Consider the following 24,391-nt stretch of genomic DNA (forward strand, 5'->3'; position numbering starts at 1 on the left):
TATCTAGGTCAGAATCGCTTGTGTCACTGATTGACACAGGGTGCGACGAGGCGGACATTCGCAATATGGCCCAACGTCAATCGCGAAACGTATCGCTCACGCCGGAGCTGGAAGCCTTCGTCACCGACAGTCTTGCGACCGGCGACTACGGCAATGCCAGCGAAGTGATACGGACAGCGTTGAAGCTGCTGCGCGATGGCCCGTCGCTGCGTGTATCGCCGGGCATCTGGCCGATCGGCGGCGGCGAGTGCGGCGCGATGATCCGTGGCACCGACTGGACGCAGCACGTCCTGGGACCGGTGGAGCGCTGGTCGCCGACGCTGCGCGTGACGGTGGCGAACGTCGTCAACTCGCCGGTGCCAAAGGTGCTGATGTGGGGGCGCGACGGCGTGCTGCTCTACAATGACGCCTATCGCGAGATCCTGGGCGCACGCCACCCCGGTGGGATGGGCAAGACGGCGGCGGCGGTGTTCCCCGAAATCGCCGACTGGAACCGCTCGATCATCGACCGCGGCCTTGCCGGCGAGGTCGTCAGCTATCGCGACCAACCGCTGACGCTGATCCGTGAGGCCGGGCCGACCGAATTGTTCTTCGACCTGTTCTATACGCCGGTGATCGAAAGCGACGGCAAGGCCGGCGGGGTGCTGTGCACCGTGATCGACAATACCGCCCGCCTGCTGCTGGAGCGGCGACTGGCCGCCAGCGAAGGCGAGTTGCGGATGGTCACCGACGCGCTGCCGTTGCTGGTGTCGTTCATCGATCGCGACCTGATCTATCGCTACGCCAACCAGCATTATTTCGAATGGTTCGGCGTCGGCACCGATGACGTGATCGGGCGTCACACGCGCGACGTGATCGGGCCCGAGAATTTCGAGCGCCGCCGCCCGCTCATGGAGCGCGCGCTGGCGGGTGAGACGATCGTCGAGGATTCGCTGGTTCAGGATGGCGACGGATCGTGGCGGCGTGCCGACATCCGCTATCTGCCACGGATCGACGAGCAGGGCGCGGTGCTCGGCTTCCAGGTGATCGTGCTCGACATCGAGGAGCGGGTGCGGCGCGAGGAAGCGCTGAACGCCAGCAACGCGCGCTTCCGCGCCGCGATGGAGGCGATGCACGGCGTGCTGTGGACCAACGACGCCGCGGGGCGGATGGTCGGGGAGCAGCTCGGCTGGGCGATGCTGACGGGTCAGACGCCCGAACGCTATCAGGGCTATGGCTGGGCCGATGCGGTCCATCCCGACGATGCGCAGCCGACCGTGGATGCGTGGCGCAAGGCGGTCGCGGCGAAATCGACCTTCGTCTTCGAGCATCGCGTCCGTCGCCATTGCGGGACGTGGCGGACCTTCGCGGTGCGTGCGGTGCCGCGGATCGATGCGCACGGCGAGGTCGCGGAATGGGTCGGCGTCCATACCGACATCACGCATCAGCGCGCCGCCGAGGCGGCGTTGCGCGACCATGCCGAGCAGTTGGAGCGGCAGGTGCGCCACCGCGAACGTGCCGAGGAGCAGCTTCGCCACCTCAACGAGACGCTCGAGACGCGCGTGATCGAGGAGATCGCGTCGCGCCACGCCGCCGAGCGCAAGCTGACGCAGGCGCAGAAGATGGAGACGGTCGGGAAGCTGACCGGGGGCATCGCGCACGACTTCAACAATCTGTTGCAGGTCGTCTCGGGCAATCTCCAGCTGCTGCAGAAAGATATCGCGGGCAACGAGCGCGCCGAGACGCGGGTGGCGAATGCGCTGGCAGGGGTGTCGCGCGGGTCGCGGCTGGCAGCGCAATTGCTGGCGTTCGGGCGTCGGCAGGCGCTGGAGCCCAAGGTGGTCAACGTCACCCGCTTCGTGCGCGGGATGGACGACATGCTGCGCCGCGCGATCGGCGAGGGGATCGAAGTCGAGACGATCTTCGGCGGCGGGCTGTGGAACACCTTCATCGATCCGGGCCAGATCGAGAATGCGCTGCTGAACCTCGCGATCAACGCTCGCGACGCGATGGAGGGACAGGGGAAGCTGACGATCGAGCTGGCGAATGCGCATCTCGACGACGATTACGCACGTCGCCACGACGAGGTGGAGCCGGGGCAATATGTGATGCTGGCGGTCAGCGACACCGGGTGCGGCATGTCCGACGAGGTGGTCGCCAAGGTGTTCGAGCCGTTCTTCTCCACCAAGGCGGAGGGCAAGGGCTCGGGGCTGGGCCTGTCGATGGTCTATGGCTTCGTCAAACAGTCCGGCGGGCATGTGAACATCTATTCGGAGCCGGGGCACGGCTCGACGATCCGCCTGTATCTGCCGCGGGCGATGGAGCGCGAGGATGTCGAGGTGGTGCTCGACAACGGTCCGATCGCCGGCGGGACCGAGACGGTGCTGGTGGTCGAGGACGATGACGAGGTCCGCGCGACCGTCGTCGAGATGCTCGGCGACCTCGGCTATCGCGTGCTCAAGGCGGTCGATGCGCAAAGCGCGCTGAGCGTCGTCGAGAGCGGAATCCCGATCGACCTGCTGTTCACCGACGTGGTGATGCCGGGGACGCTCAAGAGCCCGGAGATGGCGCGCAAGGCGCGCGAGCGGCTGCCCGATCTCGCGGTGCTGTTCACCAGCGGCTATACCGAGAATTCGATCGTGCATGGCGGACGGCTGGATGCCGGCGTCGAGCTGCTGTCCAAGCCGTATACGCGCGAGGCGCTGGCGCGGAAGATCCGGCATGTCCTCGCGCAGCAGGCGCAGCGTCGCGAGAGTGTCGCGCCCCGACCGCAGCAGCCGATGCCGCGCGTCGCCGAGCCGATAAGCGCGCGGCGGACGATCCTGCTGGTCGAGGACGATGCGCTGATCCGCAGCGCGACGGCCGAGGTGTTGCAGGAGGCGGGGCATGTCGTGGTCGACGCCGCGAGCGCCGAAGAAGCGATGGCGGCGTTGCAGACCGCGCCGATCGACGTGCTGGTGACCGACGTCCACCTGCCGGGATCGTCGGGGCTGGAGCTTGCGGCCCGGGCCGCGGAAATCCACCCCGGTATCCGCATCGTCGTAGCGAGCGGCGACATCGGCGCGGTGCAGACGGAGGAGCCGAACATGCACCTGCTCGCCAAGCCGTATAGCGCGCGCGATTTGCTGGCGTTGTTGGGCGAGCAGGCGGTGCGCGAGAAGGCGCGTGAGGGCGAGGCGTAGGCGCTCGTTCCGATTAGCGTCATTGCGAGCGTAGCGCAGCAATTTAGGGTTGGATTAGGACACCCTGGATTGCTGCGCTGCGCTCGCAATGACGGTCAGGTGTGCGGCCACAAGGGACGGATAGGCTCAACCTGCGGTGAAGGTCATTCCCGCGCGGGCGATCAAACGGTCGCAAAGGGGTGCACCCATGATCGCGCCGGGTGTCCAGATGCCGCCCGCCGCCTCGACGTCGTGGAGCAGGCACAGCGCGCTTTCGGCGAGCATCTTCGACGTGCAGCCATAGCCGGGGTCGCTGTCACCGGTCACGACCGCGTCGATGCGGGTGCCGTCGGGCATCAACCCGGCGAAGAGGATGTCGAAATGGCCGGCGTCGCGTTCTTCCTTCGACGGGCCCTCGCCCGACTTCGGACCCTTGTCGCCCGCGAACGGGTTGAGCTTCGCCAGCGCGTCGGCGGCGGCCTTGCCGAGATCGCCGAGCCCGGCCACGACCATCTCGTCATAGACCAGATCGCCCCAGCGCTGACCCAGCAGGAAGTTGGTGCGGTGGACGTTCTTGGTGTTGATCGGCGCCATGATGAACGGTGCCACCCACGATTGCAGCGTCGCGTCGAATTCGGGAAGCAGTCCGCTCGGCTGGTGCGGGCCGGCGTGGCCGGGGGTGAGCGCGAACGGATCGCTCAATAGCCCGAACAGCGACGGCTGACGCGCACCGGCGGCGAGCGTCGCCTTGAGGCTGGCCGCGGTGCCGCCCGAGAAGCCGCCCTTCATGCGCCGGACGCGCGCCTTGATCCGCGGAACGGGTGTGCCGAAGCGTGCGAGCGCGGCCTCCTGCAAGGTCATCACGCCGAGGTCGAACGGGATCGAATCGAAGCCGCACGAGAAGACGATCCGCGCGCCGCTACGCTGTGCCTCGTCGTGATGCGCGTCGATCATCTGGCGCATCCACGCCGGCTCGCCACACAGATCGACATAGGCGGTGCCGGTCGCGGCGCAGGCGGCGATCAGCTTGCTGCCGTGGAGTTGGTACGGCCCGACCGTGCTGATGATGACCGTGGCGCGGCGACACATCGCTTCCAGCGCCGCGGGATCGTCGCTGTCGGCGATGACGACGGGCACGTCGATCGCCAGTTCGTCGCGGACCGCGGCGAGTTTGTTGGCGGCGCGCCCGGCGATCGCCCATCGCAGTCTGTCGGGATCGCGATGCGCGAGATACTCGGTGACCAGCTTGCCGGTGAAGCCGGTCGCGCCGAACAGGATGATGTCGAACTCGGCGGCCATGCGTCAGTCCGTGCCGACACCGGTCAGCGGGGCGCCGGAGCCGCCCGCGCGATCGTCGCTGGGGTCCTCGCCGTCATGGCCACCGCCAGCGCTGGCACCGCTGCCGTGTACCGCGCCGGTCGCGGGATCGAACGACGCGCGACGGCCGGCGTCGCCCTCCGATGCGGCGAGCGTGGATGGCTTTGAGGCGACGGAGCCGGCGGGCATGTCCTCCGCGAGCTTGCGCTCCTCGTCGAGCGTGTAGCCCTGGCCAAATTTGCCGGTGTCCTTGTCGAAGGCGGTCCGGCGGCGATGCTGGGGGTCGACGGGGTCGGTCATGATGGGGCAACGCGCGGGTCGGGGTGATGATCCCTGACGGCTGATGGCTGGTGCGACGGTCTCCATTGTCGAGCCGGCGAGTGATCCAAGGTCAGGATGACATGGCGACCTAGGTTCGTCATTGCGAGCGTAGCGACGCCGTCCGGGGCCGGATCAGGACGCCCTGGATTGCTTCGCTTCGCTCGCAATGACGACTTGAGGCAAGTCGCGCATCATGTTCTGGCACTGGCCTGATGGCACTGCACCGTTCGTGCCGGGCTTGTCGAAGGGCGCTGGTGGAGGCGCATGTGCTTCGACAGGCTCAGCACGAACGGGGTCGGTCATTCCGCCTTAACGTTCTGCGCTCGGCTGTCCGGCGGCGAGGGCCATCGCCTGTGCCGTTCCGGTGGCGGGTTTGACACGCGCGGCGGGTTCGTTGCGGCCGAGCGTGAGATAGAGGACACCCACGATCAGGACGCAGATCGCAAGTAGGGCGGGCCAGCCGGCGCTGCTGCGCTGGCCGATCGGGCGATGGTCGTGCGACATGGTCATTCTCCGGCGATCAAGACAATCGTCGGGTGTAATAACCTGCGTTGCGGGCGTGTTCCGGGCTGGCCGGTGAGATTTTGTTGCTGTCAGGCGGCGTGTTGATGCGTGTCGCGGACCGCCAGGGCGGCCTCCGCCTGCGCCAGCGCGCGGGCGTCGTCGACATCGAGCCACCAGGCGTCGCCGATGTCGATCACTTTGGCCTCGCCGCCCTGCGCTAGCGTCTCGACGCCGGCCGAGATCGATCCCGGGCCACCCGCGGCGATCGAGGCACGCAGCGCGTCGTGGAAGCGCGCGTCGACCGCGAAGACGCCGGTGTCGAAGCAATTATAGTCGGGCAGATGCTTGCCGATCGCGACGATCCGGTCGCCCTCGGCACGCACACGCGTGACGTCGTCCATGTCGACGAGCGGATTGTCGAGCCGGTGGTCGACGCCGAGCGTCAGCGCCGCCTCCGGAGCGGCGGCGACGCGCGCGATCAGCGCCGGGTCGACGAGATGGTCGGCCATCATCAACAGATGCCGCCGTGCGCCGATCGCATCGGCGCCGGTCAGCACCGAATGGCCGTTCGACAGCGACCAATCGGGGGTGCGCACGCATCGCACCGGCAGGTCGAGCGTCGCGGCGGCGAGCGCCAGATGGCGTTCGAGCCGCTCCGCTTCATGGCCGGTGACGACGGTGACGTCGGTAACGCCGCCCGCACGGGCGGCGCGCAGCACGCGCTCGATCAGCGGAACGCCGTTGACGAGCGTCAGCGGCTTCGAGGGTGACACCTCGCGCAGCCGGCTGCCATAGCCGGCCGCGACGATCAGCGCGTGCAAGGTCGAAGGGCCTTATTCGGCGGCGAGGCGCGCGTCGGCGTGGATGAACTCGTTGGTCATCGCTGCCGCCACGTCGTCGGTCACCTGCTGCGGCGGGTGCTTGCAGAAGAACGCCGACGGGCCTTCCAGCGCGCCACCGATCCCACGCTCCAGCCCGAGCTTCACGCAACGGATCGCGTCGACCACGACCGCGGCCGAGTTCGGCGAATCCTCGACCGACAGGCGCAGTTCGAGGTTCATCGGCACGCCACCGAACAGGTCGCCCTCAAGCCGCAGGAAGCACAGTTTGTTGTCGCCCAGCCACGGGATGTAGTCCGACGGGCCGACGTGGATGTTCTCGTCCGCCAGCCGCTCGGCGATCACCGCCTGCACCGCCTCGGTCTTCGACTCCTTCTTGCTCTGCAGCCGGTTACGGTCGAGCATGTTCATGAAGTCGGTGTTGCCGCCGGTGTTCAGCTGATAGGTGTGATCGATCGTCACGCCGCGCTGACCGAACAGGTTCGACAGCACGCGGTGGACGATCGTCGCGCCGACCTGCGCCTTCACGTCATCGCCGATGATCGGCAGGCCGGCATCGGCGAACTTCTTTTCCCAATCGGGGCGCGAAGCGATGAACACGGGCATGCAGTTCACGACGCCGAGACCGGCCTCGAGCGCGCATTCCATGTAGAATTCGGTCGCGACCTGGCTGCCGACCGGCAGGAAGTTGACGAGGATCTCGGCGCCCGAGCTCTTCAGCTCGGCGATGATCTCCGCCTTCTCGGCGTCACGGGTGTCGTTGATCTCGAACCCGCGATCGTTGGCCGCGGTCAGCATGTGCGGCGCAACGCCGTCCAGCTTCGCGCCCATCTTCACGATCGTGCCGGTCTTCGGCACGTCGGCATGGAAGACCTTGGTGCAATTCGGCTTGGCGAAGATCGCTTCACCCAGATCAAGCCCGACCTTCCGCGAGTCGACGTCAAATGCCGCGACGAACTCCAGATCGCCGACCTTGTATCCACCGATGTCCTCGTGGATCAGACCCGCGGCGGTGTTGCTGCCGGCATAGTGATATTTCCCTTGAATAAGGCTGCTTGCGCAGTTGCCGACACCGATAACCGCAACCTTGATCGTCGCCATTCTACCCCACTTGCCGACGCTTAGTCGGACGAAAAGCCATTTTACGTTGCCGCTTCGTGACAGATACGTGGCATCTGTCAAGCGAGCCGATGCGCTGTATAGGCGCAGCGGGGCAATCTCGCGAGGGACCGCGTGAACGAATCTGAAACGGCTGTGGCGGGAAAGCCGCGGGAGCTGCAAGGTTTTCTGAACAGGGTATTGTATCACCCGCTGGCGCATCGCCTGGCGAAGGCGCTGGTGCCGACTCCGGTGACGCCGAACATGGTGTCGATCGCCGGCGCCGTGATGGTGATGGTGACGGCCGTGCTCTACGCCTGGGTCGCGACCCCGGTGGCGATCGCGATCGGCTTCGCGCTGCATTGCGGCTGGCATGTCGTCGACGGGGCGGACGGTGCGCTGGCGCGGATGTCGGGGCGTGCGTCGCCGTCGGGCGAGATCGTCGACGGCCTGTGCGATTATGCCGGGCATGGCGTCCTGTATCTGTTGCTGGCGGGCACGCTGGACGACACCGTGGGCTGGATCGCGTGGCCGATCGCGATCGCCGCGGGGCTGAGCCGTGCGGTGCAGTCGGTCTTCGCCGAGAGCCAGAGGCGGACCTACCAATGGTGGGCGTATAATACGCCGTGGCTGCAGAATGCGAAGTCGGACGGGCGCGGGATCGGGGTAGCGCTGTCTAATCTGTATCTCAGCGTGTGGCACGCGCTGTCGCGACCGACCCAGCGCGTCAACGCGCTAGTGGCGAGTGCGGAGGCCGATCCGCCCGAGCGGCGGCGGATCGCCGGGATCGCCCGGACGGTCGGGTCGCGCGCGCTGCCGCTGCTGGCGGCGCTGGGCGCCAATCCGCGCACCATCCTGTTGGGGCTGAGCATGATCGCGGGGACGCCGTTGTGGTTCTTCCTGATCGAGATCGTCGTCCTCAACATCGGGCTGGTGCTGGCGATCATGCAGGCCGCGTATCTGGGGCGGCGGATCGCAGCACTGATCGCGGACGGGCATCAATAGCGGCGCCGGAACCGGCTCGCACGGCGGCGGGTTGGCGCGAGAGAGATCATAGGGAGGAGCGACGATGCGACAGGTTATGATGATGTCGGGTATCGGGCTGGCGGCGCTGTCGCTGGCGGCGTGCAACGACGAGGGCAAGATGGACACCGGCACGCCGGTCGCGGGCGGCGCGCGCGCGGTGGCGATGCTGGCGACCGCGACCGGCGCGCCGGTCGGCCGCGCGAGCGCGACCGAGGTGGCGGGCGGCGTGCGCTTCACCATCGACGCCACGGGCATGCCGGCGGGGACGCATGGCGCACACGTCCATATGGTCGGGCGCTGCGACGCGCCGGACTTCACGAGCGCGGGCGGACACTGGAACCCGACCCAGAAGAAGCACGGCACGATGAACCCGCAGGGGCCGCATCAGGGCGACCTGCAGAACCTCGTCATCGGCAGCGACGGGCGCGGGACGATCGGCGCGGTGATCCCGGGGGCGACGCTGGCCGGGCTGCTGGATGCCGATGGCGCGGCGATGGTGATCCACGCCGGACCGGACGACCTGATGACCGACCCAAGCGGCAATTCGGGTGGACGGATCGCGTGCGGGGTGTTCCAGGCTTCGTGAAGCCACTTCGCCGACGCTGAGGTCAGATCGGCTCCCCCGCTGCCTGCGCGCGCGCTTCCCGCGTTCGCTCGGCGGCGGGGAAGCGGCGGTAGGCTGCCAGCCCCGCCGCCAGGGTGATCGGCACGCTGAGCAGTAGCGACAGCATTCCCGTCGACAGGCTGCCGCTGAGCGTCGAGATCCGCCCGGCGAGATACGGACCGAGCGCCAGTCCGATCAGCGTCGTGCCGATGAAGAAGGTCGCGGTCGCGGTGCCGCGCATGCGGGGCAGCACCAGGTCCTGCGTCGCGGCCGCCGCGGCACCCAGCCCCCAGGCCGCGAAGATCTGTGCGCAGAACACGCAGACATAGAGCACCACCGGCGTCGCGGTGGTGTAGCCGGCGATCATGAACGGCACCGGCAGCACCGCGCTGGCCAGCACGGGCACCAGCCGGCCGGCCGGGTTGCTGCGCCGGAGCCGGTCGGCGATCAATCCGCCGGTGGTCACGCCGATGAATCCCGCTGCCGCGCCCGCGCCGCCGATGAACAGCCCGGCCTCTGCGGGCGAGACGCCGAGCACGCGGATCGCATAGGGCGCTGCCCAGAAGCTCGAGGCATAGGCCATGAAGGCGTTGAGCCCATAGGCGATCACGGTGCAAAGGAAGGCGGGCGTGCCGAGGATCAGCGCGAAGGTCGGCGGGTCGCGGTGCCGCAGCGCGCAGCCCCAGGAGAAGACGGCATAACCGCCGACGCCGACCGCGACCCATTGCGGCAGCGGCTCGCCGAACGCGCGGAGTAGCGCGACGAGCGCGACGGTGACGGCCAGCCCTGCGAGGTTGACGAGCAGCGCGCGCCGCCCGAGCCGCGCCGCGCCGATCAGGGTCAGCGGCGGCAGGATCGTGACCAGCTCGTCGAGGAAAGCGCGGAAGGGCGCCGGGTGCGGGGGCGGTGTGGGCAGCCCTTCGACCGCACCGCGCACCGGTTCGCGCAACGTCGCGACGACCATCGCCAGCACCAGCCCCGGCACGCCGACCGCAAGGAACGCCGCCTGCCAGCCGGCGAGCCCAAGCGGGCCGCCGCCGGGGTAGGCGCGGTTCCAGTTCTGGACGATCAGCCCGCCGATGAACAGCGAGCAGCCACCGCCGACATACAGGCCCGCCGAATAGATCGAGAGCGCGGTGGCACGCAGGCGCTTGGGGAAATAATCCGAGATCAGCGAATAGGCCGAGGGGGAAGCGGTCGCCTCGCCGACGCCGACCCCGACGCGCGCGGCGGCGAGCTGCGCGCCGTTTGCGGACAGGCCCGACAGCGCGGTCATCGCCGACCAGAGCGTCAGCCCGGCGGTCATCAGCCGAACGCGGTGCCAATTGTCCGCCAACCGCCCCAGCGGGATGCCGAACAGCGCGTAGAAGACGCCGAACGCCGTCCCGTAGAGAAATCCCAGATCCTCGTCGCGAAGGTTGAGATCGCGCTTGATGTCCTCGGCGAGGATCGAGATCACCTGACGGTCGACAAAGTTCAGGACATAGACCAGGAACAGCAGCCCCAGCACATACCACGCATAGCCGCTCGCGCGGGCGTCCTGCTCTCCGGCCATGCATCCTCCCGATTTTTCGGGAGCGTAACAGAGTAATGGGGCGAGGGAAGAGGACGCTCTTTGCTCTTCTTCTCCGGGGCTACTCCGGGGCGACGGCTCGTTAGTCCAGCGGCCACCTTGCCACCGGCTCGTAGTGCGCGCCTTCGTGGCCGAGGATGCTCTCGTAGAGAGTCAGGTGCGGCATCGTGAAATCGGGCGAGGCGAGTGCGGCGTGGTCGGCGATCCAGCGGTCGATCAGCGCCGGGTCACCCGCCGTGCGCGAGAAACGCGCGAGGGTGATGTGCGGGAGATAGCGACGGGTGTCGGGTGCGATCCCGGCGCGGGCGAGCGCCTGGTCGACCTTGCGGTGGAGCGCGGCAAGCGGCTCGACCGGGAAGACGCGTGCCCAGAGCGTGTCGATCCGGCCACGCTTGTCGAACGTGCCCGCTCCGTCGAGCCGCACCGTCGGGGTGGGCGCGGCGATGCGCGACAAAGCGGTGGCGACGTCCTCGGCCTGTCGACGATCGACCTCACCGATGAAGCGCACGGTAACGTGAAGCTGCTCATCGTCCTGCCAGCGCGCGCCGGGAAGCCCCTCCATCGCGTCGAGCAGCAGGGTGCGGATCGCAGGGGGCGGGCGCAGCGCGACGAAGAGGCGGTGCATGGGGCTGTAACGAACCTTTGCTGGATCGGATGCGCGCGCGCGGCTCGCTTGAAAAGCGGGAACCGACGCGCGATATTCCCCGTATCCGACCCATTCGTTCGGATGAAGGAGCAAAGAGACAATGGCCAATTGGTCCGATCCCCGGCCCTCCGCTGCCCCGTTTGGCGGGGCCGCTTCGGGCACCCGCACGGAGGCGCGCGACGCCGGCCTGCGGTCGTACATGCTGTCCGTCTACAACTACATGGCCTCGGGCGTGCTGTTGACCGGCATCGTGGCGCTCGGCTTTGCGCTGTCGGGTTATGCCCAGGCAGTGTTCGGCACGCCGCTGCGCTGGGTCGTGGCGCTGGCGCCACTGGCGTTCGTGTTCGCGATGAGCTTCGGACAGGGCAAGTTTTCGACCTCGACGCTCAAGGCGATGTTCTGGGGCTTTGCGGTCACGATGGGCTTGTCGCTGTCGTCGATCTTCTTCGTCTACTCGCCGATCGCGATCGCGCAGGCGTTCGCAGCCACCGCAGCGGGCTTCGCGGCGTTGAGCCTGTACGGCTATACGACGAAGCGTGACCTGTCGGCGTTCGGGACCTTCCTGATCATCGGCCTCGTCGGGCTGATCGTCGCGAGCCTGATCAATCTGTTCGTCAACTCGGGTCCGCTCGGGCTGCTGATCTCGCTGGTCGGCGTGCTGCTGTTCGCGGGGCTGACCGCCTATGACACGCAGCGCACCAAGAGCCTGTATTTCCAGGTCGCGGGTTATGGCCCGGAGATGGTCGGCAAGGCGGTCGTGATGTCGGCGCTCAGCCTGTACCTCGACTTCATCAACATGTTCCTGTTCATCCTGCGCCTGTTCGGCGGGAACCGCGACTGATCCGCGGGATTGAGTGACGGAACGTCTGGGGCTCGGCGGGTGACTGCCGGGCCCTTTCTCTTGTGTGGAAGGGGCGAGGATGCGCCTGTCGATCGAGGCGGTGCTGGATTACGGCTTTCCCGCCGCCGCCGATGTATTGCTGCAGATCGAGGTCGCGGCGCTGCCCGATCAGTTGCTGGAGACCCAATCGCTGGTGATCGAGTCGGATCACCCGATCCGCGCGGTGGCGGGCGAGGACGGGATCGGGCAACGTTGCTGGGCGCGCGCCGAGCACCGGCTGGTGGCGCGCTATAATGCGATCGTCGCGATCGACCGCCCGACTGTTCGGCTCGACCTGTTACCCGCCACCCCGGCGGCTCGGCTGCCCGCGGCGACGATCCCGTATCTGCTGCCGAGCCGGTACATCGAGGCCGATCGGTTCGATCATTTCGTGCGGCGCACGTTCGATGGACTGAGTGGCGGCGCGCTGGCGGTGGCGCTCGCCGACTGGGTGCGCGACAATCTCGACTACGCCCCGGTCGCGCCGGGCGGTGGCGCGCTGCATACCTTCGCGGAGCGGCGTGGCGTGTGTCGCGACTATGCGCACCTGCTGGTCGCTTTGGCAAGGGCAGCGGAGATCCCGGCGCGCTGCGTGTCGGTCTATGCGCCCGGCGTCGATCCGCCCGACTTCCATGCGGTCGCGCAGGTGTGGCTGGACGGAGCGTGGCATCTGCTCGACGCGACCGGCATGGCGCATCCCGATGAGATCGCGTTGGTCGGTGTCGGGCGTGACGCGACCGATATCGCATTCATGACGATCTTCGGCATGGCCAGCCTGTGGGAGCAGCGCGTGCGGGTGACGCGGCTACCCTAGGAACGCGGTCGCACGAGCGGCGTTGAGATGTGAACCAATGTGTCCGGATGAGGAGGGTATGATGACCGAAGCGAGCCCGATCGACGACCGCGCGCTCGACAGCCTGTCGGTAGCGCCCGATGCCGGCAATGCCGGTGGATCGAAGGACGCCCGACAGGATGCGGGGCAGGACCGCTCCATCGAGAAAAGACTGGCCAAGCATCCGGGTAGCGAGGATGCGCGCCTGGACGCTGGACTCGATGAGACGATGGACGCGTCCGACCCGGTGTCGATCACGCAGCCTGGCCGCAGCGAGCCGGCGCCTTCGTCCGGCTTCGATGCAGCGGAAGAGGCGGAGCGCCAGCGCGACGCCTGATACGTACGTGTCCGCGCCGCCGGTCGGGGAAGAGCCCCGGGCGGCGGCGCGTCGATTGTTGCGCGTAACCGTCCCTGACCTTCATATCTGACGTTACTACTCCGTTCGTCGCATCTATGTTGCGGTGCGGCACGGGCCATGCTGACTTGTGACAGTCGGAAGACGGCGCCGTTAAGCCAAACGTTAACCACTTTGGCGCATTCTTCCGGGCATTGGATCATGCACGGCGGGGTGTGACGATGGGTAGAATGAAGGCAGCCGAAGGGGCGATGACGCTGGCCGAGATGAAGGAGTTCGCGACCTTCCCTGCAGCGACGCAGCGGTACATTCGCCGCAGTCTCGACGTCGGTCTCGATCGCGATGACGCACTGGCGCGCTGGTCGCGCGATATCGTCGAGGCGGCGAGCATCCGGGCGCAGGCACAGCATTATCGCCGCCTTGCCGGGATCCGCGCGCTGGTTCCCGACGACAGCGGCCTCGATGCCGCCGAACAGGTGCTCGCACCGCTGATCACGCTGGCGGCGTTCGATCTGGGGCAGGGGCGGATCACCTCCTTCTCGGCGTTCCGTTTCCTGTTCGAACGGCTGGTCGGTGCGAAGGTGCGGCCGTGGCTGCCATCGGCCTTTTGCTCGGCGGCGGCGATGCCGCATCTGCATCCGGAACTGCGGCGTCAGTTGCTCCAGTCGATCAGCGAGGCGGCGGCGACGGCGTCCGGTTGGTCGTCACGGCAGCCGGCGTTCTTCCCGCATTGGGTCGAGAAGGTCGACACGGCCGCGCTGCCGCATTGATCGTCAGGTGAAGCGCAGCGCGATCGGCAGCTGCGTGTCGCGTGCGGCATCGTCGAAGACGCCGCGCACGCGGTCGAGATAGGTGAGCAGCGGCGCCGGGAGCGGCGTGCTGATCGCGATCTCGACGGTCAGCGGTGGGCGGATGCGATTTTCTCCCGCCACCAACCCGTCGTAAAGCGCGTCGAGATTGGGGCCGTGCCAATCGGGCGCGCCGAGCGCCGGCAACAGCGCCGCCCAGAAGTCCTCGCGTTGCTGCCAATCGCGCGCGTCGAGCACTATCAGCGACATGCGCGCCAGCCTTTCTCACCGCGCGCCGCCTGGTCGAGGTGGAAGTGATCGCGATGCGCGGCATTGTAGTCGGGCGACAGGACCGTCGCGAACAGTCCGCACGCGCCATCGCGTACCTCGCGCAGGAACGCCGCTTTGGGCCCGCCTTCCTTCCAATCGCGCGCGACGCTGATCCGCGTGCCGTTCGACAGGCGGAAGCCGGCGATGTCGATCGCGTCGGCGGTTGAATGTTCGCTCCACGCTCCGGCGTCGCGGCCGTAGAGGCGGCGACACGAATAGCTGCCGAAATGATCGATGCGCGTGACGCGGGCGTCGAAATGGCGGCGCGCGGCGGGGAGCAGCACGTTCCACTCCCACATCGTCAACGCAGCCGCGACCGGACAGGCGATGCCGAGGTTGGAGGGTGACAGCGCGGTGCTGCGCGCGCCGCCGGCGGTCAGCCGCACCGCATCGTCATAGCCGCATCGGCCGTCGCGGCGTGCGGGCAGGGCAGTGAAGCGTACCCCGGCCTGTGTCAGCAATCCGCGGCACGCGTTCGCATCGCCGGTCAGCCCCGCCAGCTTGCGCCCGGTGAACAGACCGACCGGCTGGCCGAGATCGAGTGGGGTCCACGGCAGGTCCTGGGGTCGTCCGCGCAGCATCGCCCAGGTGACGAGCGCGAGCGTGGCGAGCAGCGCCAATGCAACGCTCCATCCGGCGATGTGTCGGATCGCGCCCGCTACCCGCGCTGCACGCGATCGCGGCGCTCGGCGGTGACGGGGTAGCCGAGGTCGTCGGGAATGCAGAGATATTCCTCCCCGTCGCGAAGTTCGAACCACGGCACCACGAGGCGCACGGGGAACGCGCGCGCCTGCGCGACCGCAGCCGCATAAGTGCGGAACAGGGCAAGCCGCTCGAGGTTGCGGCGCGTGGGAAAGATCAGCGACAGACGTCCCGCATCGGCATCGACGAGCATCGCCTGAGCGCTCGACCAGCAGAGCCGGACGTTCTCGGTGCCGTCGACCTGCGGCGCGGGCGCGTCGGCGGGAAGTGCGGCGAGATAGAAGCGCGTGTCGTAGCGGCGCACCGGGCTATATTCGGGGCGCCAGCGGGCGAACGGCACCAGGGCGTCGAGATCGAGCGTGGCGCCCGCTGCCGCCAGCGCCTCGCCGAAGGTCGCGCCACTGCCTAGCGCAGCGCGGATCGTCGCGATCATGGATGCATCGGGGACAGTGGCGAAGCCGACCGGCAGGGCTGCCTCCTCGATCGTCTCGCGGATCGCCGCGATGCGCGCGGCGCCTTCGTCTATATCCGCCATTCCGAACGCACGGGCGAGATCATGATCGCCGGGGTCGACGCGGCCGCCGGGAAAGACCATCGCGCCGGGCGCAAAGGCCATGATGCCGGCACGTTCGACCATCAATATGTCGGGGGGACCGTCGGCACGATCGCGCATAACCACCAGCGTGGCGGCGGGCATCGCGTCGGGTGGAGAAGGGGAAGTTGGGTCATCATCGGCGGCGGGTGGTGGAGCTGAGGGGAATCGAACCCCTGACCTCTGCAGTGCGATTGCAGCGCTCTCCCATCTGAGCTACAGCCCCGCCCGCCGATGCCCGGCGTGGCCGGGAGCGACGCCCTTAAACGCGATCTGCGGGCGACGCAACAGCCGTCGCCACCCAACATCCGAAAAATACCGGACGATCAGCCGGTGCGGACACGCGACGAAAACAACGTTGTGCGAGTGTAACGACAGGAACGAACTGCCGCAGATCAGCTTTCTCCCGGATACTGGCGCGACGCCGCAACGCGGTGCGCGACCCGTGTCTGACGCAGGAGAATCAAGATGGGCTACGAACGCTATCCGCGCGGTACCGACCCCAAGGGCGATTATTACGGGCGCAGCGAAACGCAGGATTATGGTCGCGACTATGGCTCTGGCCGCTCCGGCAGCTATTCGAGCGCGCGCGACTATCAGGCGGCGGGATCGTACGATCGCGACGACGATCGTGGCGGCCGCAGCAGCTACGGACAGAGCGACGACTACGGGCAACGCAGCGCCGGACGCGACAATTACGGGCAGGGCGACTACGGCCAGTCCAGCTACGGGCGCGACAATTCCGGCCAGCGCGAAGGCTATGGCCGTCAGCAGGGTGGCTTCGGCAGCTACGACCGCGATCGTGAGGACCGTGGCTATTCGAGCGGCCAGCGCAGCGACTATCGTGACCGGTACAGCGAGCGCTCGGGCGGCGGCTTTGGCCAGCAACAGCGGTACGGCCAGTCGTCGGGCTATGGCCAGAGCAGCGAGAACCATGGCAGCTACGGTTCGGACGGTCGTCGCTTCAACGACGTCGGCTCGCATCGTCATGACGACGACGACGCCTACCGCGGCGGCGCGCAGAGCCGTCATCGCGACCGTGGCGCGAACTACGGACGTCAGCCGCAGGGCTATGACTACGACGATCGTGGGTTCTTCGCGCGCGCCGGCGACGAAGTGCGGAGCTGGTTCGGTGACGAGGATGCGGAGCGTCGTCGCGAGGCCGACAGCCGCTACGACGAGCGCTATTACCAGCAGCAGGGTCGCTCGGATCGGGACGGCGACTATCACAACTGGCGCTCGGGCCAGATCGCGGCGCTCGATCGCGACTATGACGAATATCGTCAGGAAAACCGTTCGCGCTTCGAGAATGAATTCTCGTCCTTCCGCAGCGAGCGCCAGACGCAGCGCACCTCGCTCAACCAGGTGCAGGAGCATTTCGAAGTCGTCGGCTCCGACGGCAGCCACGTCGGCACCGTCGACAAGGTCCGTGGTGACCGTATCATCCTGACGAAGAACGACGTCGCTGCGGGTGGCCAGCACCATTCGATCCCGTCGCGCTGGATCAAGTCGGTCGAGGACAAGAAGGTCAGCCTGTCCAAGACCGCCGACGAGGCCAAGCAGCACTGGCGCAACGAGGAGCAGAACCAGGCGATGTTCGGCCATGACGATCGCTCCGGCAATCGCGACCGGATGCAGGGTTCGTCGACGTCCTCGGCCACCAGCGGGTCGACGACGACGGGAACGACGACCGGGTCGTCGACCACCGGGTCCACGGCCGCAGGGTCCACGACGACCGGCACGACCGATCAGAAGGACACCAACCTGAACAGCAGCTTCTCCGGCACGTATTGAACGGCCGCGGTTCGCGCCGCCGGAAGGTAGCGCGGCTGTGACGGAAAGCCCCGGACCGGATGGTCCGGGGCTTTTTCGTGTGCGGCGGCAAAGGTGGCATTTCGCGGCGAAAGGCCCCACATCGGATCGGCATGATGTATCCCCGTCGCACGCAATCAAAGATCATCCGCGTCATCGATCTCGAAACCACCGGCGCGGCGCCGCCAGCGCACGCGGTGTGCGAGGTCGGCTGGCAGGATGTCGCGCTGGGTGCGGACGGGCGCTGGGAGCTTTATGGCGAGGGCGGCAACATCCTCGTCAATCCGGGCCGTCCGATGCCCGCGATCACGCAGGCGATCCACCATATCCGGGATGAGGATGTCGCCGACGCGCCGTGGTGGCACGATGTCGCGCGACAGGTGCTCGATCCGTACCCGCGCCGCATCGCGCTGGCGGCGCATCGTGCGGCGTTCGAGGAGCAATTCTGTACGCCGGCGCTGACGCATGGCGCCGACTGGATCTGCACATGGAAATGCGCGCTGCGGCTGTGGCCGGACTCGCCGAGCTATTCCAATCAGGTGCTGCGGTACTGGCGCAAGCCGCATGGGCTTGAGCATGAGCGTGGGCTGCCCGCGCATCGCGCCTTCCCCGACGCCTATGTGACCGCGCATCATCTGCGCGACCAGTTGAACGAGGCATCGGCGGCGCAATTGATCCAATGGTCGAGCGAGCCGGGGCTGTTGCCGCGGGTTCGCTACGGTCCGGATCGTGGCAAGGAGTGGCGCGAGATCGAGGAAGAAAGCCTCGTCAAGTTCCTGACCGACCGCGATCCCGATGTGCGCTTCACCGCCGAAACCGAAATGGCGCGCCGCCGTGGCGGCGGGCATGTCGGGCGGATGACCGCGCAGGAGCTGCTGCTTTGATGAACCTGGAGCATTCCCGGACTAGGTTGGGCCGTCGTCATCGCCCTGCGGGGGACCGCTGAGCGGCGAAGCGCTGGCGTAATGCTGCGTTGCTCGTCGTTCATCACACCAAAATAATCTCCGTGCCGATGATCCAGCCTGATCCGGTATTGCTCTAGGTCAGTAAGACTGCATCTTCGGCTGGCGCAGCGCGCCCGCAAGCGATAACGGAAGCGTAATGGCCGACACGCCTGCCGCTGCTCCGATCAATCGCTCGCTCGCGCGCCGCATGACCGCGTTGATGGCGCTCGGCTTCATTGCGTTGCTGCTGGTCGGCTATGCGGCGGTGCGGGTCATGCAGCGGAACGAGCTGCACACCGCCATGGTCGAGCATACCTATCAGGTGCAACGCGCGGTGTTGAACGTCCGCCGCCTGGTCGAGGAAAGCGAAGCGGCGCGGCGCGGGCTGATGCTGATGCCCGAGCGCGGGACCACGCGCGCCAATTTCCTGCGGGCGCGCCAGCAGATGGCACCGGCGCTGGTGCGGATCGAGGAACTGACCCGCGACAATCCGGCGCAGCGTCGCTACCTGCAGGGATTGCGGTTGCAGCTGCGCAGCCTGCTTGCACGACAGGACCGGACGCTGGCGTTGCTGGCGCAGGGCGATCAACGCGGCGCGATCGTGGCCTACGCCGACGATGCCGAGGTGCGCGACATCGTGACGATCCGCAACGTGCTCGATCGCATGGCGCGGATCGAGCGGCGGTTGATGGCGAGTCGCGATGCCGAGCTGCGAGCCAGCCAAAGCGCCTTCTACACGCTGATCGCGCTGGGCGCGGTGGTGCTGTCGGTGGTGGCGGTGATCTCCACGTTGACGATCCTGTCCTATACCCGCGACCTGGCGCGGTCGGACGAGGCGCTACGCGTCCTCAATGCCGGGTTGGAGGACATGGTCGCGACGCGCACCGAGGACCTGACCCGCGCCAACGAGGAAATCCAGCGCTTCGCCTATATCGTCAGCCATGATCTGCGCTCTCCCCTCGTCAACGTAATGGGCTTCACCGCCGAGCTGGAGACCGCCGCCTCGTCCTTGCGTGCGCTGGTCGAACGCGTCGAGGCGGACGCGCCGGCGGTGGCGAGCGAGGAGGCGCGGCTGGCGGCGACCGAGGATCTGCCCGAGGCGATCGGCTTCATCCGGACGTCGACGCAGAAGATGGATCGGCTCATCAACGCGATTCTGCAATTGTCGCGGCAAGGGCGGCGCGCGCTGACGCCCGAGAAGATCGACGTCGCCGCGCTGATCCGCCAGATCGGCGATACGCTGTCGCACCGACTATCCGAGACTGACACGGAGCTGAGCGTCGACGGCGTGCTGCCCGAGGTGGTCAGCGATCGGCTGGCGCTCGACCAGATCTTCTCCAACCTGATCGAGAATGCGGTGAAGTATCTACGCTCCGGTGTGCCCGGCCGGATCACGGTCACCGGGCGGCGGGCGCGCGACCGGGTCTTTTACACGATCCGCGACAATGGCCGCGGGATCGATCCGCGCGACCATCAACGGGTGTTCGACCTGTTCCGCCGCTCGGGCGCGCAGGACCGGCCGGGCGAGGGGATCGGGCTCGCCACCGTTCGCGCTTTGGTCTTCCGATTGGGCGGGACCATCGACGTCGCGTCCGAACTCGGGCAGGGGGCGGCCTTCACCGTGTCGCTGCCGCTCGTCATCGCCAAACAGGAACTCAACCCATGAACGCGCCGCAATCCGTCAACATCGTGATGATCGAGGATGACGAAGGTCATGCGCGGCTGATCGAGAAGAACATCCGCCGCGCCGGGATCATGAACCCGATCCGCCACTTCACGGATGGCACCAGCGCGCTCGATTACATCTTCAACGACACCACCGGCCCGCAGCTTAATGGCCCGGCGCTGGTGCTGCTCGACCTCAACCTGCCGGACATGAGCGGGACCGATATCCTCGCCAAGATCAAGACCAGCGACGGGCCGGTGAAGCGCACCCCCGTGGTCGTGCTGACCACCACCGACGACAGCCGCGAGATCCAGCGCTGCTACGATCTGGGCGCGAACGTCTATATCACCAAGCCGGTGAATTATGAGAGTTTCGCGCAGGCGATCCGCCAGTTGGGGCTGTTCCTGTCGGTGATCCAGGTTCCCGATCTGGACGATGCACACTGATGATCGATACGCCCCGCATCCTCTATATCGACGATGACGCGGGTATTCGGCGGCTGGTGACGCGCGCGCTGGAGCGGCGCGGGTATACGGTGACGGTCGCCGACGGCGGCGAGGCGGGGGTGGCGCTGGCCGCAGCCGAGCCGTTCGATGTCGTCGCGGTCGATCATTATATGCCGGGGATCGACGGGCTGGAGACGATGGCGCGGCTGTCGATGCTGACCGATGCGCCGCCGATGGTCTATGTCAGCGGTTCGGAGGAGACGCAGGTCGCGCTGGCGGCGCTGCGCGGCGGGGCGGCGGATTACATCGTCAAGACGCCGGGCGACGACTTCTTCGACCTGCTCGACGCGACCTTCCGGCAGGTGATCGAGCGCGCGCAACTGAGCCGTGCCAAGGCACGTGCCGAGGACGATCTGCGCGCGAGCAACGCGCGGTTGGAGGCGTTGCTCGCCGAGGTGAACCACCGGGTCGCCAATTCGCTGCAACTCGTGTCGGCGATGGTGCGGATGCAATCGAGCGCGCTGACCGACGAGGCGGCGCGTGCCGCGTTGGAGGATACGCAGCGCCGGATCAGTGCGATCGCGCAGGTCCATCGGCGGCTCTATACCGGCGACGATGTCGAGAGCGTCGACATGCTCGATTATCTGACGCAGTTGATCGACGAATTGACCCAGACGTGGTCGACCGACGATTGTCCGCGCGCTTTGGTGCTCCACGCCGAGCCGCTTCGGTTGCCGACCGATCGCGCGGTGTCGCTGGGGGTGATCGTCACCGAGCTGGTGAGCAACGCGTGCAAATATGCCTATCCGGGCGGGGCGGGCGAAGTGCGCGTGCGGCTGTCGCGCGACGGGGACGAGCGGTTCCGGCTGACGGTCGAGGATGACGGGATCGGGCTGGGGGATGAACCCCCCAAGGGGACCGGCGTCGGCACGCGGTTGATCCGAGCGATGGCGCAGAGCCTCGATTCGATCGTGGAATATGATCGGACGCATACGGGGACGCGGGCGATCGTTGCGGCGGCGGTGGGGTAGGGGTTGCCCCTGTCGAGCTGGAGCCTCACTGGCTACGGCTTGAACTGACAGACGGGTTAAGGACCTGATTTAACCGGTTTGAACCGGCTGTATTCGTGTCCCGGCGGAGGCCGGGGCCCAGTTGGGAAGGCTGGGGAAACGAAGCGCAACGCCGATCATCGGCGTCCCCCAACTGGGCCCCGGCCTTCGCCGGGGAGACGTCAAGCCTGATGGAACACCGCGGAAGCGCGATCAGTCCAGATTGGGGCGCAACAATCGCGTCGCGCGGTCCATGTCGACGCCCAGCCGCTGTGCGTAATCCGCCAGTTGATCCTCGCCGATCCGCGCGACGCCGAAATATTCCGCCTGCGCATGGCCGAAGTAGAAGCCGCTGACTGCCGCGGTCGGCAGCATCGCGAAGCTCTCGGTCAGTTCCAGCCCGACGTTCTTCTCCGCATCGAGCATCTCGAACAGCCGCACCTTGAGCGAATGTTCGGGGCAGGCCGGATAGCCCGGCGCGGGGCGAATGCCGCGATATTGCTCGCGGACCAGCGCGTCGTTGGTCAGTTGCTCGTCGGGCGCATAGCCCCAGAGCGTCTGTCGGACATGCTGGTGCAGCGCCTCGGCAAACGCCTCGGCGAAGCGATCGGCGAGCGCCTTCAGCAGGATGTCGTTATAGTCGTCGTTGTCGGCCTTGTAGCGCGCGAGGTGTGCGTCGATGCCGTGGATGCCGACGGCGAAGCCGCCCATCCAGTCGCCCGCCGGGTCGATGAAGTCGGCGAGGCACATGTTCGCGCGGCCTTCACGCTTGGCGATCTGCTGGCGCAGGAACGGCAGCCGCGTCGAATGTTCGTTGCTGCGGTCGAGGTCGGGGAGGTTGAAGCCCTCCGGCACGCTGCCGCCATCGGGGCTGCGCGTATCGACGGTGTGGCGGTCGTGGACCCACACGTCGTCGTCGTGGCGGTGGCATGGCCACAGCCCGGCGACGCCGCGCGCGGTCAGCCACTTCTCCGCGACGATCCGGTCGAGCATCGCCTGCGCGTCGGCATAGAGCGACGACGCGCTCTCGCCGACCACGTCATCGGTGAGGATCGCGGGGTAATTGCCCGCCAGTTCCCAGGCGCGGAAGAACGGCGTCCAGTCGATGAACTCGCGCAGATGCGCCAGATCCCAATCATCGAACACGTGCACGCCCGGCTGCGAGGGAGCGGGGGCTTTGAGCGCCATGTCGGCGGCAAAGCCGCGCTTGCGCGCCTCGTCGAGCGGCAGCAGCTTGTTCTGGCCCTTGCCCTCGCGTGCGTCGCGAACCGCCTGATAATCCTTGGCGACTCCGGCGACATAATCGTCGCGGATCGTGTCGGAGACGAGCGTCGTCGCGACGCCGACCGCGCGGCTGGCGTCGAGGACGTGGACGACCGGGCCGGTATAGGCGGGCGCGATCCGCAGGGCGGTATGGACCTTGGAGGTGGTCGCGCCGCCGATCAGCAGCGGCATCTGCATCTGCGCGCGCTGCATCTCCTCGGCGACCGTCACCATCTCGTCGAGCGAGGGGGTGATGAGGCCCGACAGGCCGATCATGTCGGCGTCATTCTCGTTCGCGGCGTCGAGGATCTTCGACCACGGCACCATCACGCCGAGGTCGATCACCTCGAAGCCGTTGCACTGGAGCACGACGCCGACGATGTTCTTGCCGATATCGTGGACGTCGCCCTTGACGGTCGCCATCACGACCTTGCCCTTGCCCTTCGCGCCCGGCTCCTTGGCCGCCTCGATGAACGGCATCAGGTGCGCGACCGCCTTCTTCATGACGCGCGCCGACTTCACCACCTGCGGCAGGAACATCTTGCCCGATCCGAACAGGTCTCCGACGACGTTCATGCCGTCCATCAGCGGGCCTTCGATCACCTCGATCGGACGCGCGAACATCTGGCGGCATTCCTCGGTATCCTCGACGACATGCGCGTCGATGCCCTTGACCAGCGCATATTCGAGGCGCTTGCGCACCTCGAGCGAGCGCCATTCGGCCGCCTGCTTCTCGGCCGCGGCATCGGTGCCGCGGAACTTCTCGGCCAGCGCGACCAGGCGGTCGCCGGCCTCGGGATCGCGGTTGAGGATGACGTCCTCGCACGCCTGGCGCAGGTCGGGAGCGATCGCGTCATAGACGTCGAGCTGACCGGCGTTGACGATCGCCATGTCCATGCCGGCGGGGATGGCGTAATAGAGGAACACCGAATGCATCGCGCGCCGCACCGGCTCGTTGCCGCGGAAGCTGAACGACAGGTTCGACAGGCCGCCCGAGATATGGACGTGCGGGCAGTGCGCCTTGATCTCGCGACACGCCTCGATGAAGTCGACGCCGTAGTTGTTGTGCTCCTCGATGCCCGTCGCGACCGCGAAGACATTGGGATCGAAGATGATATCTTCCGGCGGGAACCCGATCCCGAGCAGCAATTTGTAGGCGCGTTCGCAGATCTCGACCTTGCGCGCCTGCGTGTCGGCCTGACCGGTCTCGTCGAACGCCATCACGACGACGGCGGCGCCGTAGTTCATGCACTTGCGCGCATGTGCGAGGAATTGCTCCTCGCCTTCCTTCATGCTGATCGAATTGACGATCGGCTTGCCGCTGACGCACTTCAGCCCGGCCTCGATCACGTCCCATTTCGAGGAGTCGATCATGACCGGCACGCGCGCGATATCGGGCTCGGCGGCGATCAGCTTCAGGAAGGTCGTCATGGCGTGGTGCGCGTCGAGCAGCCCCTCGTCCATGTTGACGTCGACCACCTGCGCGCCATTCTCCACCTGCTGGCGCGCGACCTCGACCGCGCGGGTATAGTCGCCGGCGAGGATCATCTTCTTGAACGCCGCCGAGCCGGTGACGTTCGTGCGCTCGCCGATGTTGACGAATTGGGTGGAGGAGGTGGTCATTTCGTTCTTCATTCTAAAGCCCTCTCCCCTCCGGGGAGAGG

The 24,391-nt window shown here is 67.2% G+C and carries 23 protein-coding genes and 1 tRNA gene; 12 read left to right on the forward strand and 12 right to left on the reverse strand.

Annotation, left to right across the window (positions count from 1 at the left end):
- Positions 1 to 65: 65 nt before the first annotated feature.
- Positions 66 to 3,161, forward strand: a complete 3,096-nt coding sequence (locus tag QP166_RS01985) for a PAS domain-containing protein (RefSeq protein ID WP_333914389.1) — start codon at positions 66 to 68, stop codon at positions 3,159 to 3,161.
- Between the two features lie 126 nt (positions 3,162 to 3,287).
- Here the strand turns inward: QP166_RS01985 and QP166_RS01990 are convergent, their stop codons facing one another.
- From QP166_RS01990 to QP166_RS02010, 5 genes are all read right to left on the reverse strand, one after another.
- On the reverse strand, positions 3,288 to 4,439 hold the full coding sequence (locus tag QP166_RS01990; RefSeq protein WP_333914390.1) for a saccharopine dehydrogenase family protein: 1,152 nt from the start codon (positions 4,437 to 4,439) through the stop codon (positions 3,288 to 3,290).
- A 3-nt stretch (positions 4,440 to 4,442) separates the two neighbouring features.
- On the reverse strand, positions 4,443 to 4,757 hold the full coding sequence (locus QP166_RS01995; RefSeq protein ID WP_333914391.1) for a hypothetical protein: 315 nt from the start codon (positions 4,755 to 4,757) through the stop codon (positions 4,443 to 4,445).
- Between the two features lie 330 nt (positions 4,758 to 5,087).
- The gene (locus QP166_RS02000; protein WP_333914392.1) at positions 5,088 to 5,282 is read right to left on the reverse strand and encodes a hypothetical protein; all 195 of its coding nucleotides are present in this window, start codon (positions 5,280 to 5,282) and stop codon (positions 5,088 to 5,090) included.
- 89 nt (positions 5,283 to 5,371) lie between these two features.
- Positions 5,372 to 6,103 (reverse strand): phosphocholine cytidylyltransferase family protein, encoded by a 732-nt coding sequence (locus QP166_RS02005; RefSeq protein WP_333914393.1) that lies wholly within the window; start codon positions 6,101 to 6,103, stop codon positions 5,372 to 5,374.
- Positions 6,104 to 6,115: 12 nt separating this feature from the next.
- Positions 6,116 to 7,222 (reverse strand): inositol-3-phosphate synthase, encoded by a 1,107-nt coding sequence (locus QP166_RS02010; protein WP_333914394.1) that lies wholly within the window; start codon positions 7,220 to 7,222, stop codon positions 6,116 to 6,118.
- 132 nt (positions 7,223 to 7,354) lie between these two features.
- On the opposite strand from QP166_RS02010, the gene QP166_RS02015 reads away from it, so the two are divergent.
- Complete coding sequence (locus QP166_RS02015; protein ID WP_333914395.1) at positions 7,355 to 8,224, forward strand: CDP-alcohol phosphatidyltransferase family protein; 870 nt, start codon at positions 7,355 to 7,357, stop codon at positions 8,222 to 8,224.
- A 64-nt stretch (positions 8,225 to 8,288) separates the two neighbouring features.
- A complete protein-coding gene (locus QP166_RS02020) occupies positions 8,289 to 8,831 on the forward strand; it encodes a superoxide dismutase family protein (RefSeq protein WP_333914396.1) in 543 nt (180 codons plus the stop codon).
- Between the two features lie 22 nt (positions 8,832 to 8,853).
- Here QP166_RS02020 and QP166_RS02025 read toward each other — a convergent pair whose 3' ends face one another.
- Both QP166_RS02025 and thpR read right to left on the reverse strand, forming a co-directional pair.
- Entirely contained in the window at positions 8,854 to 10,404 is a 1,551-nt protein-coding gene (locus tag QP166_RS02025; RefSeq protein WP_333914397.1) for a spinster family MFS transporter, read from the reverse strand.
- A gap of 100 nt (positions 10,405 to 10,504) precedes the next feature.
- Entirely contained in the window at positions 10,505 to 11,047 is a 543-nt protein-coding gene (gene thpR, locus QP166_RS02030) for an RNA 2',3'-cyclic phosphodiesterase (protein ID WP_333914398.1), read from the reverse strand.
- Between the two features lie 121 nt (positions 11,048 to 11,168).
- Here thpR and QP166_RS02035 point away from each other — a divergent pair, with 121 nt between their 5' ends.
- The 4 genes from QP166_RS02035 (at position 11,169) to QP166_RS02050 (ending at position 13,905) form a co-directional block, all read left to right on the forward strand.
- Positions 11,169 to 11,909: a Bax inhibitor-1/YccA family protein gene (locus tag QP166_RS02035; protein WP_333914399.1), complete on the forward strand. Its 741-nt coding sequence runs from the start codon at positions 11,169 to 11,171 to the stop codon at positions 11,907 to 11,909.
- 79 nt (positions 11,910 to 11,988) lie between these two features.
- Positions 11,989 to 12,762 carry a transglutaminase-like domain-containing protein gene (locus QP166_RS02040; RefSeq protein ID WP_333914400.1) on the forward strand — a complete coding sequence of 258 codons (774 nt, stop codon included), beginning with the start codon at positions 11,989 to 11,991 and terminating at the stop codon, positions 12,760 to 12,762.
- Positions 12,763 to 12,823: 61 nt separating this feature from the next.
- The gene (locus tag QP166_RS02045; protein WP_081668704.1) at positions 12,824 to 13,117 is read left to right on the forward strand and encodes a hypothetical protein; all 294 of its coding nucleotides are present in this window, start codon (positions 12,824 to 12,826) and stop codon (positions 13,115 to 13,117) included.
- Positions 13,118 to 13,365: 248 nt separating this feature from the next.
- A complete protein-coding gene (locus QP166_RS02050; RefSeq protein WP_443027179.1) occupies positions 13,366 to 13,905 on the forward strand; it encodes a hypothetical protein in 540 nt (179 codons plus the stop codon).
- Between the two features lie 3 nt (positions 13,906 to 13,908).
- Here the strand turns inward: QP166_RS02050 and QP166_RS02055 are convergent, their stop codons facing one another.
- The 4 genes from QP166_RS02055 to QP166_RS02070 form a co-directional block, all read right to left on the reverse strand.
- Positions 13,909 to 14,193, reverse strand: a complete 285-nt coding sequence (locus QP166_RS02055) for a barstar family protein (protein ID WP_333914402.1) — start codon at positions 14,191 to 14,193, stop codon at positions 13,909 to 13,911.
- Complete coding sequence (locus QP166_RS02060) at positions 14,184 to 14,834, reverse strand: extensin-like domain-containing protein (RefSeq protein ID WP_333917230.1); 651 nt, start codon at positions 14,832 to 14,834, stop codon at positions 14,184 to 14,186. The genes QP166_RS02055 and QP166_RS02060 overlap by 10 nt, the downstream gene beginning before the upstream one ends.
- Positions 14,835 to 14,911: 77 nt before the next feature.
- Positions 14,912 to 15,652, reverse strand: coding sequence for an NUDIX hydrolase (locus QP166_RS02065; protein WP_333914403.1), 741 nt, complete (start codon positions 15,650 to 15,652; stop codon positions 14,912 to 14,914).
- A gap of 45 nt (positions 15,653 to 15,697) precedes the next feature.
- Positions 15,698 to 15,773 (reverse strand) — tRNA-Ala (locus tag QP166_RS02070).
- 242 nt (positions 15,774 to 16,015) lie between these two features.
- Here QP166_RS02070 and QP166_RS02075 point away from each other — a divergent pair.
- The 5 genes from QP166_RS02075 to QP166_RS02095 all read left to right on the forward strand — a co-directional run bounded on the left by QP166_RS02075 (position 16,016) and on the right by QP166_RS02095 (position 21,446).
- On the forward strand, positions 16,016 to 17,341 hold the full coding sequence (locus tag QP166_RS02075; protein ID WP_333914404.1) for a DUF2171 domain-containing protein: 1,326 nt from the start codon (positions 16,016 to 16,018) through the stop codon (positions 17,339 to 17,341).
- Between the two features lie 131 nt (positions 17,342 to 17,472).
- Complete coding sequence (locus QP166_RS02080; RefSeq protein ID WP_333914405.1) at positions 17,473 to 18,243, forward strand: 3'-5' exonuclease; 771 nt, start codon at positions 17,473 to 17,475, stop codon at positions 18,241 to 18,243.
- Between the two features lie 217 nt (positions 18,244 to 18,460).
- Positions 18,461 to 19,969, forward strand: a complete 1,509-nt coding sequence (locus tag QP166_RS02085) for a sensor histidine kinase (RefSeq protein WP_333914406.1) — start codon at positions 18,461 to 18,463, stop codon at positions 19,967 to 19,969.
- Positions 19,966 to 20,415: a response regulator gene (locus QP166_RS02090; RefSeq protein ID WP_333914407.1), complete on the forward strand. Its 450-nt coding sequence runs from the start codon at positions 19,966 to 19,968 to the stop codon at positions 20,413 to 20,415. The genes QP166_RS02085 and QP166_RS02090 overlap by 4 nt, the downstream gene beginning before the upstream one ends.
- Positions 20,415 to 21,446 (forward strand): sensor histidine kinase, encoded by a 1,032-nt coding sequence (locus tag QP166_RS02095; RefSeq protein WP_333914408.1) that lies wholly within the window; start codon positions 20,415 to 20,417, stop codon positions 21,444 to 21,446. The genes QP166_RS02090 and QP166_RS02095 overlap by 1 nt, the downstream gene beginning before the upstream one ends.
- Before the next feature lie 231 nt (positions 21,447 to 21,677).
- On the opposite strand, the gene metH is transcribed toward QP166_RS02095, so the two are convergent.
- Positions 21,678 to 24,350 carry a methionine synthase gene (metH, locus tag QP166_RS02100; protein ID WP_333914409.1) on the reverse strand — a complete coding sequence of 891 codons (2,673 nt, stop codon included), beginning with the start codon at positions 24,348 to 24,350 and terminating at the stop codon, positions 21,678 to 21,680.
- Positions 24,351 to 24,391 lie beyond the last annotated feature (41 nt).

The sequence above is a fragment of the Sphingomonas sp. LR60 genome (assembly GCF_036855935.1).
GTDB lineage: Bacteria > Pseudomonadota > Alphaproteobacteria > Sphingomonadales > Sphingomonadaceae > Sphingomonas.